Genomic DNA, 17,428 nt, shown 5'->3' with positions numbered 1-17,428 from the left:
GCCGCCCATCGCTTCGGGCTGGGGTTCACCGACTTCGCCGACGTCTGCGCGATCACGCAGCTGGTGGTGAACACGGTCGAGCGTCGGGCCCAGGACCATGTCCCCACGGTCGAAGAGATCCAGGACATCGTTGAAATGATGATCGCCGCGCGCGGACACTGGGACATCGCCAAGCGGTACGTGCTGTATCGCGCCGCCCGCGCCCAGCATCGCCTCAGCGTACACAGCGAGAACGGCCTGCAGGACTACATCTTCCTGTCGCGCTACTCGCGCTACCGCGAGGATCTGGGTCGCCGCGAAACGCCGTCCGAAGCGTTCACGCGCGTGATGGATATGCATCGCGACCACTTCGCCGACCGGGTCGACCTGCCGGTGGCCGGCTTCGGTGGACGCACGATGCGGGCGCTCATGGCGGAAACGGAGGCTGCGCTGCAGCGTCGCGCGATCCTGCCCTCCATGCGCTCCCTGCAGTTCGGTGGACAGGCGATCAAGGCGAACAACGCGCGCATGTTCAACTGCGCCTTCACGCACATGGATCGACTCGACGCGTTCAAAGAGTCGTTCTTCCTGCTCATGTCGGGCACGGGCGTCGGCTTCAGTGTGCAGAAGCACCATGTGGCGCAGCTCCCCACCTTCCCGCTCCGCGCGGCCGAGAACGAGCTGCCGGTGGTGCACTACATGGTGCCGGATACGCTCGAAGGCTGGGCGGATGCCCTCGATGCGCTCATCCGCTCCTACATCGACGGCACCAAGATCGAGTTCAACTACAGCGCCGTGCGCTCACGGGGCCAGCAGCTCCGCACTTCGGGTGGTCGCGCGCCGGGACACTTGCCGCTCAAGAAAGCGCTGCTGTCGGCCGAACGCATGCTCGATCAGGTGCCGGGCCGCGCGCTCCGCCCGATCGAAGTGTACGACATCATGATGCACGTCGCGGTCGCCGTGCTCTCCGGCGGCATCCGTCGTTCGGCCACCATCTGCCTGTTCTCGTCGGACGACGACGAAATGGCGGCGGCCAAGACGGGCAACTGGTTCGAGACCAACCCGCAGCGTGGCAAGTCGAACAACTCCGCCGTGCTCGTGCGCGAAACGGTGCAGCCGTCGGACTTCTCGAAGCTCTTCGAGTTCCAGAAGGAGTTCGGCGAACCCGGCTTCTACTTCGTGGACGACGCCGAATACGGCGCCAACCCGTGCGTGGAAATCGGCCTCGCGCCGTACATGATCGTGGACGAAGCGGCCCAGGCAAAGCTGGCCAAGTACGGCCGCCCCGACGTGCCCGTCGGCTCGCGCGTGTCGGGCTGGCAGATGTGCAACCTCACCACGATCAACGCCGGCGCCTGCGACAGCGAAGAGTCGTTCCTGGCCTGCTGCCGTGCCGCGTCGCTGCTGGGCACCATGCAGGCGGCGTACACCAACATTCCGTACCTCGGCGCCGCCACGCGCGTGATCAACGAGCGCGAGTCGCTGCTGGGGGTGTCCATCTGTGGCATTCTCGATCGGCCGTCACTGTTGCTCAATCCGTCGGTGCTGGAGCGCGGCGCCAAGGAATGCCTCGACACCAACGCCGCGATCGCCGAACATCTTGGCATCGAGCCGGCCGCGCGTATTACGTGCGTGAAGCCGGAAGGCACCGCCAGCCTCGTGCTGGGCGCGGGCTCGGGGATTCACCCGCACCATGCGCGTCACTACTTCCGTCGCGTGCAGGCCGCGCGCACGGAGCCGTTGTACCAGTGGTTCAAGCTGCACAATCCGCACATGACCGAAACGTCGGTGTGGGATCCCGAGACGACCGACGTGATCACCTTCCCGGTGAGCGCCGAGCCCGACGCGATCCTGCGTGAAGATGTCGGCGCCGTGCAGTTCCTGGAGTACGTACGCTTGGTGCAGGAGCATTGGGTCCGCGCCGGCCGCCGTCACGAGCAGTACAACCCGGGGCTCCACCACAACGTGTCCAACACCGTCACGGTGAAGGACGACGAATGGGAAGCCGTCGAGCAGTTCATCTGGGACAACAAGGAATACTTCGCCGGCATTTCGCTGCTGCGCGAGACGGGCGACAAGATCTACGCGCAGGCACCGCGCGAAGAAGTGACGACCGAGACCGACATGATCCGCTGGAACGCGCTGTCGTATCGCCCGGTCGATTACACCATGCTGCTGGAAGGCGTGGACATGACCACGCTGGCCGACACGGTGGCGTGTGCCGGTGGGGCGTGCGAGATCATCTAGACTAGTGCTGGTGAACTGACCGAACAAAACGCCCTAGGAAGCAGGAAGGAGGGTGTCGGGAAGGAGGAGGCAGGAACCACGCGCGGTTCACCTGCTTCCTGCCTCCTGACACCCTCCTTCCCGCTTCCTAGGGTGTTGCTGTTTCCAGCCTAGTGCTTCATCCCCGCACCCGCACAGGCTTCCAGCACGTCGAAGCGGTCGTGCAGCCCCTTGAGGCCGGCCTTGAGCTCGGCGTCGGCGGCCTTCGCCGCGACCATCGCGGCCACCTTCTCGGTCTCACCCGGCAAGGCGGCCTGCGCCTTGAGCAGCTCCGGCTTCTGGCAGCTCATGGGCGCCTTCGAGGCAGCCACCAGCTTGGCCGATGCCACCATCTCGGTGGCCTTGGCGCGGATCGGCGCCAAGTCGTTCTTGTCCTTCGCCGGGTGCCACGTGGCCATCATCAGCATGTGGTAGGCGTCGAGCTCTTTCCAGCCTTCGGCCTTGGCGGCGCCGTGGTCCATCTTGCTGTGGTCCATCTTGGAACGGTCCATCGCCGCGGCAGGCGGCTTGGCCGGCGGCTTTTCTTGGGCGGACAACGGAGCGGCGATCAGGGCAGCGCTCGTCGCGAGCAGGGCGGCCAAACGCGTCGGAGTCGTGGGCATCGCTGGGCGGGCTGAGGGTCGACAACAGAAAACGTTGGGATGGGCGGACTCCCGTGATACCGCCAAGTTCGTCAAACGGGCCATTCTGGACAATCATTTGCCCAACGCCGCCCCCAGCCCCATCGTATGCCTCGTGGCTCCCCTCGCGGGAGAACCAGGCAGCCGGGCCCGGCTGCCCCAACATCCTCTCCACCCGTCCCTCGCATGATTTGCCTGCGTCGTGTCACCCGGCTCTCCTCCGCGCTGTTGCTCGCGGCGGCCCTGCCGGCCACGCTCCCGGCTCAGCCGCGCCTCACGTCCCCCAAGGAGTTCTTTGGGCATGACATCGGCGCCGACTACGAGCTGCCCAACTACACCAAGCTGCACGCCTTCTTCGCGACCATCGCGAAGCAAAGCGATCGCGTGATCCTCGACACCATCGGCATGACCGAGGAGGGGAGGCCGCAGATCATGGCGATCGTCTCGTCGCCCGCGAACCTGAAGAATCTGGCGCGCTACAAAGAGATCTCGAATCGGCTGGCCAACGCCGAGGGGCTCGATTCCGCCGAAGCGGCCAAGCTGGCGAAGGAAGGCAAGGTGGTGTTCTGGATCGATGGTGGACTGCACGCGACCGAAGTGCTCGGCGCCCAGCAGCTCATGGAATCCTTCTACCAGCTCACCAGCCGCACCGACGACGAGACGATGCGGATCCTGAACGACTGCATCATTCTCATGGCGCATGCGAATCCGGACGGCATGGAGCTGGTGGCCAACTGGTACATGCAGGAACCCGACAAGCTGCGCCGCAACACGAACATTCCGCGCCTGTACGAGAAGTATGCGGGCCACGACAACAACCGTGACGCCTACATGAATGCGCTGGCCGAAACGCGCAACATGTCGCAGCAGCTGTTCGTGGAATGGAACCCGCAGATCATGTACAACCACCACCAGACCGGCCCGACCGGCACGGTCATGGCCGCGCCGCCGTACCGCGATCCGGCCAACTACTGGTTTCACCCGGCCATGATCACGGGCCTCGACCTGGTCGGCGCCGCACTGAATCATCGGTTCGTGCTCGAGCACAAGCCCGGCCTGACCTTCCGCGCCGGCTCGAACTACAGCACCTGGTGGAACGGTGGCATGCGCACCGTGGGCTACTTCCACAATCAGATCGGCATCCTCACCGAGACGATCGGCAATCCGACGCCCATTCGCGTCTCGCTCGTGCCCGATCGCCAGCTGCGCTCGGCCGGCCTTCCGATGCCGATTGCGCCGCAGGAATGGCATTTCCGGCAGTCGATCGATTACTCGGTGTCGGCGAACTACGCGTTCCTCGACCTCGCCTCGCGCTATCGTGAGACGTTCCTGTTCAATCGCTGGGTGATGGGCAACGACCAGATCAAGAACGGCTCGAAGGACAACTGGACGATCTCCCCCAAGCGCGTCGATGCGATGATCGCGCAGATCACGAAGGACCGTGCGGCGCCGAGCCCCGAAGCGAACCGTGCCGGTGGAGCGCGCGGCGGCGCAGCCCCGAACATCGGCAGCGCGGTCACCAACGATCGGTACATGGCCGAGCTCAAGAAGCCGGAGAATCGTGACCCGCGCGCCTACGTGCTCAGCAGCGCGCAAAACGATTTTCCCACGGCCACCAAGTTCATCAAGGCACTGCAGTACTCGGGCATCCAGGTGCATCGCGCCACCGGGGCATTCAGTGCCAACGGCAAGTCGTTCCCGGCCGGCTCGTGGGTCGTGATGACGAATCAGGCGTTCCGTTCGCACGTGCTCGACATGTTCGAGCCGCAGGATCACCCGAATGACTTCCGCTATCCCGGTGGTCCACCGATCGCGCCGTACGACAATGCCGGCTGGACGCTGGCGTTCCAGATGGGCATCCAGTTCGAGCGCGTGCTCGACGGCCTGACGGGACCGTTCGAGAAAGTGAACGGCGTCACGACGATGCCGATGGGGATGATCGCGAAGGGCAAGGCCGGTTACTTCGTGCGCCCGGAAGTGAACGACGCCGCCACGGTGGCCAACCGCCTCGCCGCCGTGAAGGTGAAGGCGTCGCGCCTTCCCACGGCGTTCACCGATGGTGGCACGACGTGGCCGGCCGGCACGTGGTTCATTCCCGCTGGCGGTGCGGCTGACAAGGTCGTCGCGCAGGCCGCGAAGGAGCTCGGCGTGAACTTCGCTGCGGCCAGCCGCAAGCCGGGCGCCGCGCAGCCAGTGCAGTCGCTACGCATCGCGCTCATCGACCGGTACGGCGGCAACATGCCGACTGGCTGGACGCGTCTGCTGCTCGAGAAGTTCGAGTTCGCGTACACCACGATCTATCCACAGGATGTCGACGCGGGCAATCTCAAGGCAAAGTACGATGTGATCGTGGTAACGGACGGCATGTTCTCCGAAGCGGGCGCTGGTCGCGGCTTCGGTGGGTCGCCGGACACCACGCTCATCCCGGCGGAGTTCCGTCGCACGATCGGCCGCATCAGCCCCGAGAAGTCGGTGCCGGCGCTCAAGACCTTCGTGGAAGCGGGTGGCCGCATCGTCGCGATCGGATCGTCCATTGGTCTTGGCAAGGCGATGGGGCTGCCCATCGAGAATTACCTGACGGAAGCGAATGGGCGTCCGTACGCGGGCGAGAAGTACTACATCCCCGGCTCGCTGCTCGAAGTCGCCATCGACACATCGGCCACGATCGCCACCGGCATGAACCCGCGCCCGAGCGTGATGTTCGACAACAGCCCGGTGATGAAGCTGGGCCCCGATGCCACGGCCAAGGGGGTGCGCGTGCTCGCCACCTTCGATACCGACAAGCCGCTCACCAGCGGCTGGGCGTGGGGACAGGAGCTGCTCAAGGGCGGCGTCGCGATGGCCGAAGCGAAGATGGGTCAGGGCACGATGTGGCTGTTCGGACCGGAGATTCTGTTCCGGACGCAGCCGCACGGCACGTACAAGCTGTTCCTGAACGCGCTCGACGGCGGATTCCAGCGCCCGACGAAGCCGTTGCAGTAGTGCGTCGTTGACGTGCGGAACGGCCCCGGCGTACGACACGCCGGGGCCGTTCTGTTTTCTTGGGGTATATTCCGCCATGCCTTTCGACCTCAGGAATGCCGCCACCGGTCTCGTGCGTGCCGCCGGGATCGCCGTACCACTGGTGGCCGGCATCGCCCTCGGTCAGCTGGCCACACCGTACCTGCCCGGCTTCTCCACGTGGGTCCAAACCCTCGGCGTGTGGGCCCCGCTGGCCTTTTTGGCCGCGTACATCGGCGTGGTGCTCTTGATGCTCCCGGCCTTCTTGCTCACGATGGCCGCCGGCGCCGTCTTTGGCGTGGTCAACGGCAGCCTGCTGGTCCTGACCGGCGCGACCATCGGCGGCACGATGGCGTTCCTCTTGGGGCGCACGGTGCTCCGCGCCAGCGTGGCGCGGCGCGTGGCGGCGCATCCCACCCTGTCGGCCGTCGATCGCGTGATCGGCGACGACGGGTTGCGCCTCATGTTCCTGCTGCGGCTGTCCCCCGCCATCCCGTTCGTGCTCTCCAACTACGCGCTTGGGGTTACGAGGGTCCGCACCCGCGACTTCATGCTGGCGATGCCGGGGATGCTGCCGATCATCGCGTCGTACGCGGCCTTCGGCGCAGCGGGGTCGCAGGCGGCCCACAGCAAAGGCACCTTACCCATGCCGGTGCTCGCCCTCGGCGTGATCGCGACGGTGGTGCTGGGGCTGCTCTTCGCGCGGATGACGCAGCGGGCGCTTCGCGACGCCGAGGCGCGCCGCGAGTTGCCGGTGTAACTCGCTGGGCGACCGGTGCGCGTTGCGACCGCTCGTCATCCTACCTTCATGCAAGGCGCATTGACACGTCATGATTGGATTAGCAATCCGTCATCTCGCCGTCATGAAGGCCTCATGCCGCTCTCCCACTGTGGTATCGGACAGACCTGCTGTCCTATCCCACCTCATGGAGGCATGCATGTTTCAGACATTGATTGCATCGCGGGCCACGCGTACCCGGTCGGTTGGCGGATCGATGGTTTCGGTCGCGGTGCACGCCAGCATTGTGGGCGCGCTGGTGGTGGCGACCGCCCAGACCACGGTCGCCCGCGTCGCCGAGCAGCGCGAGACGGCGGTCAAGTTCACCACCACCACGCCGCCTCCCACGACACCCGCCGTTGCTCCGAAGGTGTTCCCGGCGGCGCCGGTGGCGAAAGGCTTCGCGGTGCTGCGTGCCCCGATCGACATCGCCACATCGCTGCCCGCGGTCGACGTGAGCCTTCCGCCAACCAACGTGGACGACTTTACGGGCATCGGCAAACCGGGTGGCCGCGCCAACGGCCTGGAAGGGGGTACTGGCGTCGCGCCAGCCGTGAATGGCGTGTTCCTTCAGAACGAGGTCGAAAAGCCCGTGATGGTGCTTCCAGGGACCACAGGGCCGGCCTACCCGGAGATGTTGCGCACGGCGGGAATCGAGGGACACGTGATGGCGCAGTTCGTCGTCGATTCGACCGGGCGCGTGCAGCTCGCCACGTTGCAGGTGCTCGAGAGCCAGCACCCGCTGTTCACGGCCGCGGTGCGCACGGCCCTGTCGCGGATGCGCTTTCTCCCGGCCGAAGCCGGTGGTGCGCGGGTCGCCCAGCTCGTGCAGCAATCGTTTCAGTTCACCGTGCGTCACGATTGAACAGGTTACCGTGCGACGGGCCAGCGAGAGTGACGCCTGGAGCGTAAGCTGAGGTTGCTCCGAACGTCTATCCGTCTGCCTCCATCAGGACGCCGCACATGCTCGCTGAATCGTTCGTCGTACCTGGCCGTCAGGTGGCGGCACTGCTGCTGGTCTCATCGGTCGCCGTCGCCTGCGCCGGAACAAGCGGCGCGCCCCGGGTCTCCGCCGCCACCACGAGTGCCCGCGGCACCCCATCGGTGGGTCCGCGCACCGGCTCGGTGATGGTGGTGGGTGGCGGTCAGCAGGGCCCCGAAGTGCTCGCCAAGTTCATCGAACTCGCGGGCGGGCCCGATGCGCTCATCGTGGATGTGCCGACGGCCGGCGGCGATTCCATCGACACCTCCGACGGCGGCCGTGGGCTCAAGAATGCCGGCGCGCGCAACGTGGTGGTATACCACACAACGAGTCGTACCGTCGCCGATGCCGACAGCTTCGTGGCGAAAATCGCGAATGCGCGCGGCGTGTGGTTCGGCGGCGGCCGCCACTATCGGCTGGTGAACTCGTACGCTGGCACCAAGTCGGAGCGCGCCTTTCAGGACGTGCTCGATCGCGGTGGTGTAGTGGGTGGATCATCGGCCGGCGCGTCGATCCTGGGCGACTATCTCGTGCGCGGCGCGCCGTCCAACGACAATCGGCTGTTCAATCATCCGCAGTATCTGAAAGGTTTCGCGTATCTGCGCGGCGTCGCCATCGATCAGCACGTCGTGGCGCGCGAACGACTCCCCGACCTGCACGATTCGCTCACGTCGCGCCGCCCGGACCTGCTCGGTATTTCCGAAGACGAAGGGACAGTGTGGGTAGTGCGTGGTGACAGCGCCGAGATCATCGGGCGCAACAAAGCATTCGTGTACAACGGCCGCGACGCCAACGATGCGGGCAAGCCCTTTCTCACGCTGCGCCCGGGTGACCGTTACAACCTCGCCACGCGACGGGTGGTGTCGCGCGCGATCGACGCGACGCCGCTGACAGCGCGCTTCGTGGACACCCTGTTCGCGTCGTATGGTGAGCCGGCGAGTGGTGGTGCCACGGTGCTCGTGGCGCAGGGGGGGCGGGTGCTGGTAAACCGTGCTTATGGCATCGCGGTCCAACGTCGCTTCACGCCGGAAACCGGTGCGCCGAACTTCGCGCTTGGCGGCTTATCGGCCGTGTTGAACGCGGCACTCGCTCCCGACAGCACCGGCCGCATCACGGCCGCGTCCGTGCGTCGCGTGACGGGGGTGGGTGGTGCACAGCGACTGGCGTACGACAGCACCACAAAACGGTGGAGCGGCACCGTGGACGATCTGTACCGCTTCGATCAGGGGCGTTCGGCTCAGACCGCGGAGCCGACCGGATTCCGGGTGGACACCGAGCGCGACGAGGTCGTGCAGCGCGTCTTCGGCCGCGACGACGGACGGCGCTCGGCCTGGGTGCGATACCCGGGTCGAAGAACGACGATCATCATCCTCACGAATGACGAAACGTTCGACGCCCGGTCGGCCGCCGAACGTATCGCGAACCGGTTGCTGGCCCGGTAAACAGTCGGCCGCACCCATCGGTGCGGCCGGAGGGCCGCTACTTCTTCTCGATCGCGTCCCGCACGTCGAGCAAGATCTCGAAGTACAACTGTTCGCGACGATAAGCGAAGTCGAGCGACGCCATGGCGGCGGGATCGGCCGTTTCCTTGGCGCGATCGAACGCTTCGCGGTACATCTCTTCGAGATTATTCAGGATCCGTTCACGGGAACGCGACATACGCAGGCCCTCAAGGGCTTTGTGGGTAAGGCGGGGCGGGACGTCATCGGGTGTCGCCCTGCTTTCCTCGGTATCGAGGAACCTGGTCAGCTGATCGAAGATCATCCGACGACCGCGATCCGGGAGATTCACAGGAGGAGTGATGACAGGCAGAACCGGGTGAACCGCTTCGAGATCTTTGCGCGAGACGAGCACCGCTGCGTGTACTGCGGGCTCGTGCACGAACTGGAGGCTCTCAGCGTGGACCACGTCCAGCCGCGGATGCGCGGGGGCGACGGATCCTCCGGCAACGTAGTGACGGCGTGTATCGGCTGCAACACACGCAAGGGGAGCCATCCTTTGCCCCGCTTCCTCGCGGAAAACCCCGAGGCCCGCCGGAACTTCTTCCAACGCGCGCGGTATGTACACGCAAGACACATGAAAGCGGTGGCCGAGGAGCTTGCGCGCCGGGGCGTGATGGGGGCCTCAACGGAGCTCGTGGAGGGGATCCGGGGGCTGCGCAGCTCCGAGGCCATCGCGAACGTTTTTTCAAAGGCGGACGCTCCGCTGCCGACAGGCCCTGGCGGCGACCAGAGCGCCGAAGAACAGTAGCCACGCCGACCACCGCACCGTCGGACGGTGACGTGAGGAGTACGGCGTCGTGGTATTCCCGGCTCGTTACTCCGCTGTCATCCGATGGAACACCGCGTCCTCGACCACGCGGCCTGCTTTCAAATGTTCGCACACAATGCGCTCCAGCAATTCCAGCGTGACGCCGGCGTACCACACCCCCTCGGGGTACACGGCGACGATGGGGCCCCCGACGCACACCCCCAGACACGGCGCCTCGCTGCGCTTCACGCGGGTGGGGCCGAACAGCAAGCCCTCGCGCTGCAGGAGCGAGGCGAGGCGCGCATAGATCACGCGGCCAGCGCGGTTCTCGTTGCAGAAGGAGCCGGAACACACCAGCACATGCCGGGCGTACGGCTCCATCTCGGGGACGCGGCTGGATTGCATGCCCGTAAGCTATTCGCGGTCCATCAGCCCCGCAGGAACGCCATGACCAGCTCGCCGACGATCAGCACCACGATGGCGATTTCCAGCGTCTCGCTGCGGAGCGCCTGCGCTTCGCTGTTGAGCATGGCGTAGGTCTCCCGAAGGATGGCCAGCTTACGGTCGATCCCGGCCCGCCATGCCCGGCCGCGGAACAGCTCCAGCGCCGCCGAATACACGCGGGCCAGATACACATCGTCGGTAACCTTCAGCGCATTTTCCACGCGCTCTACCAATTCGGTGGAATCGGCCACCTGCGCCTGCAGGCGTGACAGCAGCGCCCCGAACCGGCGGCCGGGGAACACCGAGCGGCGGGCGCGCGCCGCCTCGATCGCATCGTACAGTCGGGGCAATTCCGCGTCGAGCTGCGCGTCGTAGTAGCGCAGCTCGAGCAGCTGCGCATTGGCGAACTCGAGGATGTACTGCAGGTCGGTGTCCTCCTCGCCGGGCTCGACCACGAGCGCGTTCTCCCAGGTCAACAGGGCGAGGTCGTCGCCGTAGTACGTGAAACGGTGCGGGAGCAGTTCGCGTCGGGCCTCCGCGCTGAGCGGGCGCGTTTCGTTCAGCAGCAGCGGTACGACATCCAGCGAGGCCAGCGCCGCCGCCGACAGCGGCGTACCGTGGTCGTCGGTGATATGGGTGATGCGGAAGACGGTGTAGTCCTCGTGCACCCCGGCAATCGCCGGCCGGTCGATCGCCGGTCGCATACGCTCGCACAGCAGCTGCAGCTGAGCCTGCACCAGCGCGTTGATGCCGGGATGGTGCTCAAGCCGCCGGCCGAACTCGGTGAATTGCTCCCACGTGCAAGCCCCCAAGGGGCGCACGCGCACGCGAAGCGACACGACGGCGAAATCGAAGATCCGGGCCGACAGCTCGACCTCATGCACCGTCCCGTCCACGACGAGCACGTCGCCGCCCAACCACACCGTGATCGGCGGATTGCTGATCTGCAGCGCCTGCCCTTCGCCGCGGACCGGGCGCACGCGCTCCGGGGCGCTGGCGGCGAGCAGGGCAAGCGCCCGCTCGAGATCAATGGCGTATCCCACGTCGAACAGTCGATACGCAATGGCGGATCCGAGGACGGTGAGCATATCGCAATGTAGCGCGCGACGGTGGAATGCGTTCGCCCCTCGCCACCCCAGCACCAAGTCGCTAGCCTCCATCCATGCCCCCACTTTCCGCATTGCCCAACACGCCGGATCCGCGCAGCGCCGCAAAGGGCTACGCGCACCCGGAGCGCCTCGTCAGCACCGAGTGGCTGGCCGAGCACCTCGACCACCCGTCGCTCCGTCTGCTCGAGTGCAACGAGGACGTGCTCCTGTACAGCGTGGAGCACATTCCCGGCGCCCAGAAGCTCGACTGGCACATCGACCTCAACGATCAGGTCGAGCGCGACTACATCGCACGGGCCGCGTTTGAATCGCTGCTCCGCGCCAAGGGCATCGACGACAGCACGACGGTCGTGTTCTACGGCGACAAGAATAACTGGTGGGCCACTTATGCCTTCTGGGTGTTCCAGCTGTTCGGGTTCGACAACGCCGTCGTGCTCGACGGTGGTCGCGCCAAGTGGCTGGCCGAAGACCGGCCGACGACTACCGATGTGCCGTCCTTTCCGGCCAGCGCGTACACGGCGCGTGAACGCAACGATGTGGCGATTCGCGCCTTCATCGACGACACGCGCGCGCACATGCAAGCGGGCCAACCGATGGTGGATGTGCGTTCGCCGCAGGAGTACACCGGCGAGAAGCTGCACATGCCCGACTATCCGCAGGAAGGAACGCTGCGCGGCGGCCACATTCCCGGGGCGCGTAGCATGCCGTGGGCCCGCGCCGCCGCAGCCGACGGTGCATTCAAGGCGGCCGAGGAGTTGCGGGCGATCTACGAGGGCGAACTCGGTCTCGTGCGCGGCGACGACGTGGTCACGTACTGCCGGATCGGTGAGCGGTCCTCGCACACCTGGTTTGTTCTGACGTACCTGCTGGGCTTCGAGAAGGTTCGCAACTACGACGGGTCGTGGACGGAGTGGGGTAACGCCGTCCGCGCCCCCATCCGCCAAGGAGGAGAGCCGTAATGAGCGCAGAGCAACTCAAGGACACCACCGCCATGCCGATCCTCGGCAAGCCGCCGGCTACGGTGCAGGTGACGTGGTCGGGTGATCACGTGTTTGACGGTGTCCGCTTGTCGGGTGGCCCGTCGATCACGATGGACTCATCGGGCAAGCAGGGCCCGTCTCCCGTCGATACGCTGCTGTGCGCGTTGGCGGGATGCACGGGGGTCGACGTCGTGGATATTCTGGCGAAGCGGCGCACGCCGATGAGTGCAATGTCCGTCGACGTGGTCGGCGAGCGCTTCGCCGGCACGCCCGGCCGCATCACGAAGATCGAGCTGGTATACCACATCATCGGCGCCGAGGTGGAACGCGTGCACGCCGAGCGGGCGATCGAGCTGGCCGTGACCAAGTACTGCTCGGTGCGCGACTCGCTCGATCCGAACATGCCAATCACGTGGAGATTGGAGTTGAACGGGTCGTACGAGTGATGGTGCGACGCCTGTAGGCTGAAAACTGCCAACACCCTAGGGAACAGGGGGGAGGGCTTCAGGGGGCAGGAAGCAGATGAACCGCGCGTGGTTCCTGCTTCCTGCCCCCTGAAACCCTCCCCCCTGCTTCCTAGGGTGTTCGCAGTTGCGATACCTACTTGATCACCCACACCCTCTCATTCACCGGATATAGCCACTCCACCCCCCGATCGGTGACGATCGCGTCGTCCTCGAGCGGAATGCGCACTTTCGCGCCGCCCCAATCGGGGTTGGGCGTCCACGCGAACAGTTCGATGGAAAACGGGTTGAAGGGCTTGATGGCGAACGTCATCTGTCGCGGATTGAACCACGCGATGGACGGACCCGCGCCGTGCCCCCGGTCGCCCACGGAGTGACACCCGAACATGACTTCGACCTGATTGTCGTTCGTCACTTCGTTGAACGCGCCCTGCATGCGGAAGCCCGACTTCACGATTTCCGTCTTGAGCTGCTCCACCATGTCGCCGGCGGTCGGTCCCGGGCGGATGGTACGACGAATGACGTCGCGCACCTTCAGCGCATTGTCGAACGCCGTTTGAATGCCCTTGGGCACGGTCGTTTCGCCGGGCTTGAGCACATACGCCATGCGCTTCACGTCGGTCCATACGTTCAGGTAGCCCACGCCCCAATCAATGATGAGCAGGTCGCCGCGCTGAATGATGCGATCGGTGCTCGTGGCTTCGATGCCTTTCGGACCAGTGATGTACACCGACGGCATGTCGAACGACGACCCCAGCGCGCGTTGCTGCAACTGATCCATCATCCACCACGCCACATCCTCCAGCGTGGTCACGCCCGGCGTGATGACCTCGTTGCTGAGCGCGCGCTGGGCAATGCGCCGCGAGATCTCGCCGGCTTCACCGAGTGCCACGATCTGCGACGCCGTAAAGCCAGAGCGGTAGTCGCTCACCACTTTCTCGGCCGACACCACCCGCGACGCGTACTCGGGTCCGATCTCCTTGATCAGCCGATCGTACGACGTCTTCGAGAGCCCGTCGGCGGCGCCGACTTCGTCCGACATGTTGAGGGCGATCTTCTTGGGGTTCCGCTCGGCGATGAACGTTTTGAGCGGCGCGAAGCCCCGCACGATGTCGTACACCTTGCACTGCTCGAGCAGGTAACCGCTCACCCCGATCGCGGCGCGCTCGATACGATCCCCACCGCGGTCGGTGAAGATGTAGTAGCCCACGCTCCCCACGTAGCCGCGGCCCAGATCCTCGTACATGGGATCGAACTGATTCTCCTTCTGCATCACGATCCACATGTCGACGCCATTCTCGCGCATCGCGCGCGGCAGGATCTTCTCGAACTTGTCCTTGCGGATCTGGCACTGGCGTTCCCAGCGCACGCGCGCCGGTTCGGCGGGGGCTTGGGCAGAGAGGGCGGAGGCACTGAGCGCGGAGGCGCTCACGGCGAGCGCGGCGGCGATGAAGCGGAAGGAGGGCATGGGGGCGGGTTGGGGGGGCTGATTCGGAAGTATGGGCCGCGAATCCGCAAACTGCCAACCGCCGAGGAAGCAGTTGGCAGTATCCCGTTCACCACCCCTACGGCTTTCCCACCCTCCGCTCGATCCACGCCATCGCCCGTGGATCCTTATTCCGCGCCAGCGCCTGCACCGCTGTGCGCCGCAGCTCTTTGTCGGGCAGCGACTCGGCCATCTTGATCAGCGCCGGCACGGCTTCGTCGGCCGGGCGGCGGCTGATCGTGTTGATCGCCGTTCGACGCAGCTCGCGGTCACCGGGTTCGTAGGCAATCGAGTCGAGCGTACTCGAGACGCGATCGCCGACCACTTCACCGAGCCAGGTCACGGCGCTCGATTTCACCTCCTGACTGCGCGAGTCGTCTTTCGCGATGCGCAGCAGCGTGGCCGCGGCATCCACCGAATCAGTGAGCGTGGCGGCGGTCAGCGCGCCGCGGGCCGGCCGGTCGGCACCACGTTCGGCTTGGCTCAGCAGCCAAGTGCCGGCGCTGACGGCCGACACGGCGCCGAGATCGGTGATGCCGGTATCGGCGCGCCAACGGCCGCCGACATACGTGCGAATCTCCTTCGTGTCACCCGCTTCGCGCACGACCACTACGCGCACCGGACCCTGCTCACAGCTGTTCTCGACGTCGTTACCGCCGTTCCACGTGCCGTTGAACTGTCCCGAACGTCCACCGTCGCGCGAGCGATACCAGCTACTGCCGTTCCCGCACACCCCAGTCCGCGCCGCGAAGGTCATTCGCACCCGGCCATCGCGCACCGCCTCGATGCGCGAGCCGAGGGACTGGGATCTGGCGGGTGAGAAGGCGAGCGACGACGAGAGCACGAGCGTGACGGCAAGCGCGATCCCCTTCGTCGTCATCGTCATCGGTCGATGATTTCCTGCAGCAACGCCAGTGCGCGCGGATCCTTGGTGCGCGAGAGCATGCTCACGGCCGTCTTGCGCAGCTCGAAGTTCTTCTCGGTACGCGCCACGTCGATCAGCTTGTCGATACCGGCGTTGTCGCGCATCGAACCCAGTGAGCTCAGTACCTGGCGACGGATCTCAACGTCTGGGCTCTTGTCGTAAATCGTGCTCAGCTGCGCCAAGTTGCCGATCACGGACACCGCCGCGCGGCGCGCTTCCATCGACTCGCGCTGATTGGTCGCGATCGCCACGAGAAAGTCACGCGATTCCTCGGTACGGCGTGACGCGATCTGCGACAGCACGCGCATCTTGAGCTGCTGCTCGTCGGCCTTGCCGTACATGTCCTTGAGGAACGTCATGGTCTCGTCGGCGCCGCGACCAGCGCCCGAGATGTACCACTGCATCGCATCACCGCGCAGTTCGATCGGCGCGCTGGCGTCGAGTGCGATCTCACGCAGCGTGGTCGCGGCGCGCGCTTGCTTCGACCGCGACAGCGCATACACGGCACGCTTGCGCAAATCGAGATCATCGCCGCGACGGGCCAGGTCGATCAACATCGTCGTCGCCTCATCCGTCGGCACGTTGGCCATCCAGAATACGGCCTGCTCGCGCACTTCCTTGTCGGGATCCGTCTTCGCCGCGTTCATCAGGATCTCGGCGGCCTCCGGCGCCTTGCGGGACGCCACCAGCCACACGGCGGTGCGACGCAGCTGCTGCGTGCAGGCCTCACGGCGGGCCAGCACCTTCTTGAGGATCGGCATCGCCTTGTCGGCGTCCATCTGCGTGACGGCGTTCAGCGCATCGATGCGTTCGTCGTCGTTGGCACGCAGGCATCCGTCGCGCGTCGCCCCTTCGGCGCGACCCATCAGCGTGGTGGCCATCGCCTGATCCCCGCGACGGGCGAGCACGCCTTCCATGCGGGCGCGCAGCGCCGCCGCATCGCCGCGTGTGGCGGCCTTCGGAAACTTCTGCGCTTGCGTTTCGAGCGTGGCGAGCGCTTCGCCCAGATTCTGATCGCCGCCGAGACGCTGCAGCGCGAACGCCTGCCAGTAGTAGGCATCCGGCGTGTACGTGCTGCTCGGGTAGCGACGCCAGATCTGATTGAACATGTCGGCGGCCTTGCGATACGCATCGCTCGCCAGCGCCTTGCGCGCCTCGCGATACAGCGAATCGGCCGGGTCGGACTGGGCCCACGGCTCGGGTGCCTCGGTGCGGTAGCCACGCGACCGTGACACGGCGAGACCGGAGAGATTCACGACGCCGTCCACCGCCGCGAGCGCGCTCAGCTCGGAGAGACGCGAGAGACCGGAGAGCTCCGCCATTGGGGCGAGCGCGGCGATCTGATCGCGCAGGGCGGCGCCGTCGATCGTCAAGCCGACTCGCGCGGCGTCGAGCCCGGCGCGTGCCGCGTCGAGGCCGGCGCGCGCCGCCCGCGAGGCTTCGCGTTCCACGTCGGCGCGCCACATCGGATCCATGAACGCCCCGTCCATCGACCACACCGACGGCGTCGGCGCCGCGGCGGGTGCCGGAGTCGGCGCGGGACGTGGCGCCGGGACCGGTGCCACGGGGGCGCGCGCCGGACGGGGCGGACGCGGCGGTTCCTGGGCGTTCAGCGCGCCGGCACAGAGCGAAAGCGCAGCGGTACAGCGGACAATGCGAGACATCAGTCTCCTCCGTTGGTCAGGCCGTTGATCGTTTCCTCGAGCGGACGCGACGCCGTGACGATGGCGCGCATCCGCGGGAGGAGATTGGTTTCGCGAAGCGTTTCCTTCGGCGCCCGCTGCGCTTCCGGCGCGGATCCACGCGCCTGGATGATCTGCACGAGCACCAGTTCAAGATCCTGCAGCAAGCGGCGCGTCCGTTCGTCGCGCAGCTGCGGTTCGTCGATCAGCAATCGTGTGGTACGGAGTAGCTCCCGCGCCCACGCCGAGACATCGGCGCCGGGACCCATGGATGGATCCTGATCGCGCACGGTCGTGAGCAACGCCACCGTCCGGCCGAGATGTTCGCCCATGGCGACGCGCACCGGGTCGTTCGACGGCGGCAGCTCGGCCAGTGCATCTGGTCCGAGCCCCGCAGCATTCCTGGCACGGTCGGTCGAACCCTTCGCACGATCGGCCACGGC

The 17,428-nt window shown here is 66.1% G+C and carries 16 protein-coding genes; 8 read left to right on the top strand and 8 right to left on the bottom strand.

The genetic code is table 11. The annotated features are described in order from the left end of the window. Nucleotides 1–2,226 (top strand): ATP cone domain-containing protein (locus tag ACIRA7_RS09510; protein WP_396220603.1); only part of this gene is annotated, 2,226 nt, incomplete at its 5' end. 149 nt (nucleotides 2,227–2,375) lie between these two features. Here ACIRA7_RS09510 and ACIRA7_RS09505 read toward each other — a convergent pair. Further along, nucleotides 2,376–2,867 (bottom strand): hypothetical protein, encoded by a 492-nt coding sequence (locus ACIRA7_RS09505; RefSeq protein WP_396220602.1) that lies wholly within the window; start codon nucleotides 2,865–2,867, stop codon nucleotides 2,376–2,378. A 204-nt stretch (nucleotides 2,868–3,071) separates the two neighbouring features. On the opposite strand from ACIRA7_RS09505, the gene ACIRA7_RS09500 reads away from it, so the two are divergent. The 4 genes from ACIRA7_RS09500 (at nucleotide 3,072) to ACIRA7_RS09485 (ending at nucleotide 9,087) form a co-directional block, all read left to right on the top strand. Then, nucleotides 3,072–5,867 carry a M14 family zinc carboxypeptidase gene (locus ACIRA7_RS09500; protein ID WP_396220601.1) on the top strand — a complete coding sequence of 932 codons (2,796 nt, stop codon included), beginning with the start codon at nucleotides 3,072–3,074 and terminating at the stop codon, nucleotides 5,865–5,867. A gap of 76 nt (nucleotides 5,868–5,943) precedes the next feature. Next, on the top strand, nucleotides 5,944–6,645 hold the full coding sequence (locus ACIRA7_RS09495) for a TVP38/TMEM64 family protein (RefSeq protein ID WP_396220600.1): 702 nt from the start codon (nucleotides 5,944–5,946) through the stop codon (nucleotides 6,643–6,645). Nucleotides 6,646–6,823: 178 nt separating this feature from the next. Further along, nucleotides 6,824–7,528 (top strand): energy transducer TonB, encoded by a 705-nt coding sequence (locus ACIRA7_RS09490; RefSeq protein WP_396220599.1) that lies wholly within the window; start codon nucleotides 6,824–6,826, stop codon nucleotides 7,526–7,528. 98 nt (nucleotides 7,529–7,626) lie between these two features. Continuing rightward, a complete protein-coding gene (locus ACIRA7_RS09485; protein WP_396220598.1) occupies nucleotides 7,627–9,087 on the top strand; it encodes a cyanophycinase in 1,461 nt (486 codons plus the stop codon). Nucleotides 9,088–9,124: 37 nt separating this feature from the next. Here ACIRA7_RS09485 and ACIRA7_RS09480 read toward each other — a convergent pair whose 3' ends face one another. Continuing rightward, nucleotides 9,125–9,304, bottom strand: a complete 180-nt coding sequence (locus tag ACIRA7_RS09480; protein WP_230981087.1) for a hypothetical protein — start codon at nucleotides 9,302–9,304, stop codon at nucleotides 9,125–9,127. A 21-nt stretch (nucleotides 9,305–9,325) separates the two neighbouring features. On the opposite strand from ACIRA7_RS09480, the gene ACIRA7_RS09475 reads away from it, so the two are divergent. Then, nucleotides 9,326–9,895 (top strand): HNH endonuclease, encoded by a 570-nt coding sequence (locus ACIRA7_RS09475; protein WP_396220597.1) that lies wholly within the window; start codon nucleotides 9,326–9,328, stop codon nucleotides 9,893–9,895. A 66-nt stretch (nucleotides 9,896–9,961) separates the two neighbouring features. Here the strand turns inward: ACIRA7_RS09475 and ACIRA7_RS09470 are convergent, their stop codons facing one another. After that, on the bottom strand, nucleotides 9,962–10,300 hold the full coding sequence (locus ACIRA7_RS09470; protein WP_396220596.1) for a (2Fe-2S) ferredoxin domain-containing protein: 339 nt from the start codon (nucleotides 10,298–10,300) through the stop codon (nucleotides 9,962–9,964). A 23-nt stretch (nucleotides 10,301–10,323) separates the two neighbouring features. Beyond that, nucleotides 10,324–11,427, bottom strand: a complete 1,104-nt coding sequence (locus ACIRA7_RS09465) for a hypothetical protein (RefSeq protein WP_396220595.1) — start codon at nucleotides 11,425–11,427, stop codon at nucleotides 10,324–10,326. A 74-nt stretch (nucleotides 11,428–11,501) separates the two neighbouring features. On the opposite strand from ACIRA7_RS09465, the gene ACIRA7_RS09460 reads away from it, so the two are divergent. Both ACIRA7_RS09460 and ACIRA7_RS09455 read left to right on the top strand, forming a co-directional pair. Continuing rightward, a complete protein-coding gene (locus ACIRA7_RS09460; RefSeq protein WP_396220594.1) occupies nucleotides 11,502–12,407 on the top strand; it encodes a sulfurtransferase in 906 nt (301 codons plus the stop codon). Then, complete coding sequence (locus ACIRA7_RS09455; protein WP_396220593.1) at nucleotides 12,407–12,874, top strand: OsmC family protein; 468 nt, start codon at nucleotides 12,407–12,409, stop codon at nucleotides 12,872–12,874. The genes ACIRA7_RS09460 and ACIRA7_RS09455 overlap by 1 nt, the downstream gene beginning before the upstream one ends. Nucleotides 12,875–13,028: 154 nt before the next feature. Here ACIRA7_RS09455 and ACIRA7_RS09450 read toward each other — a convergent pair whose 3' ends face one another. The 4 genes from ACIRA7_RS09450 to ACIRA7_RS09435 form a co-directional block, all read right to left on the bottom strand. Then, entirely contained in the window at nucleotides 13,029–14,360 is a 1,332-nt protein-coding gene (locus tag ACIRA7_RS09450) for a M24 family metallopeptidase (RefSeq protein WP_396220592.1), read from the bottom strand. Between the two features lie 97 nt (nucleotides 14,361–14,457). Next, a complete protein-coding gene (locus ACIRA7_RS09445) occupies nucleotides 14,458–15,264 on the bottom strand; it encodes a HEAT repeat domain-containing protein (protein ID WP_396220591.1) in 807 nt (268 codons plus the stop codon). Further along, nucleotides 15,261–16,967 carry a HEAT repeat domain-containing protein gene (locus ACIRA7_RS09440; protein ID WP_396220590.1) on the bottom strand — a complete coding sequence of 569 codons (1,707 nt, stop codon included), beginning with the start codon at nucleotides 16,965–16,967 and terminating at the stop codon, nucleotides 15,261–15,263. Before ACIRA7_RS09440 ends, ACIRA7_RS09445 begins: the two co-directional genes overlap by 4 nt. Further along, nucleotides 16,967–17,428: hypothetical protein (locus ACIRA7_RS09435; protein ID WP_396220589.1), on the bottom strand; the 462-nt coding region annotated here is incomplete at its 5' end. The genes ACIRA7_RS09435 and ACIRA7_RS09440, both read right to left, overlap by 1 nt.

This window comes from Gemmatimonas sp., from assembly GCF_044376735.1.
In the GTDB taxonomy this organism is placed as follows: Bacteria; Gemmatimonadota; Gemmatimonadetes; order Gemmatimonadales; family Gemmatimonadaceae; genus Gemmatimonas.
The sequence above is the reverse complement of the archived record's forward strand: the minus strand, read 5'-3'. Positions and strand labels throughout refer to the sequence as shown.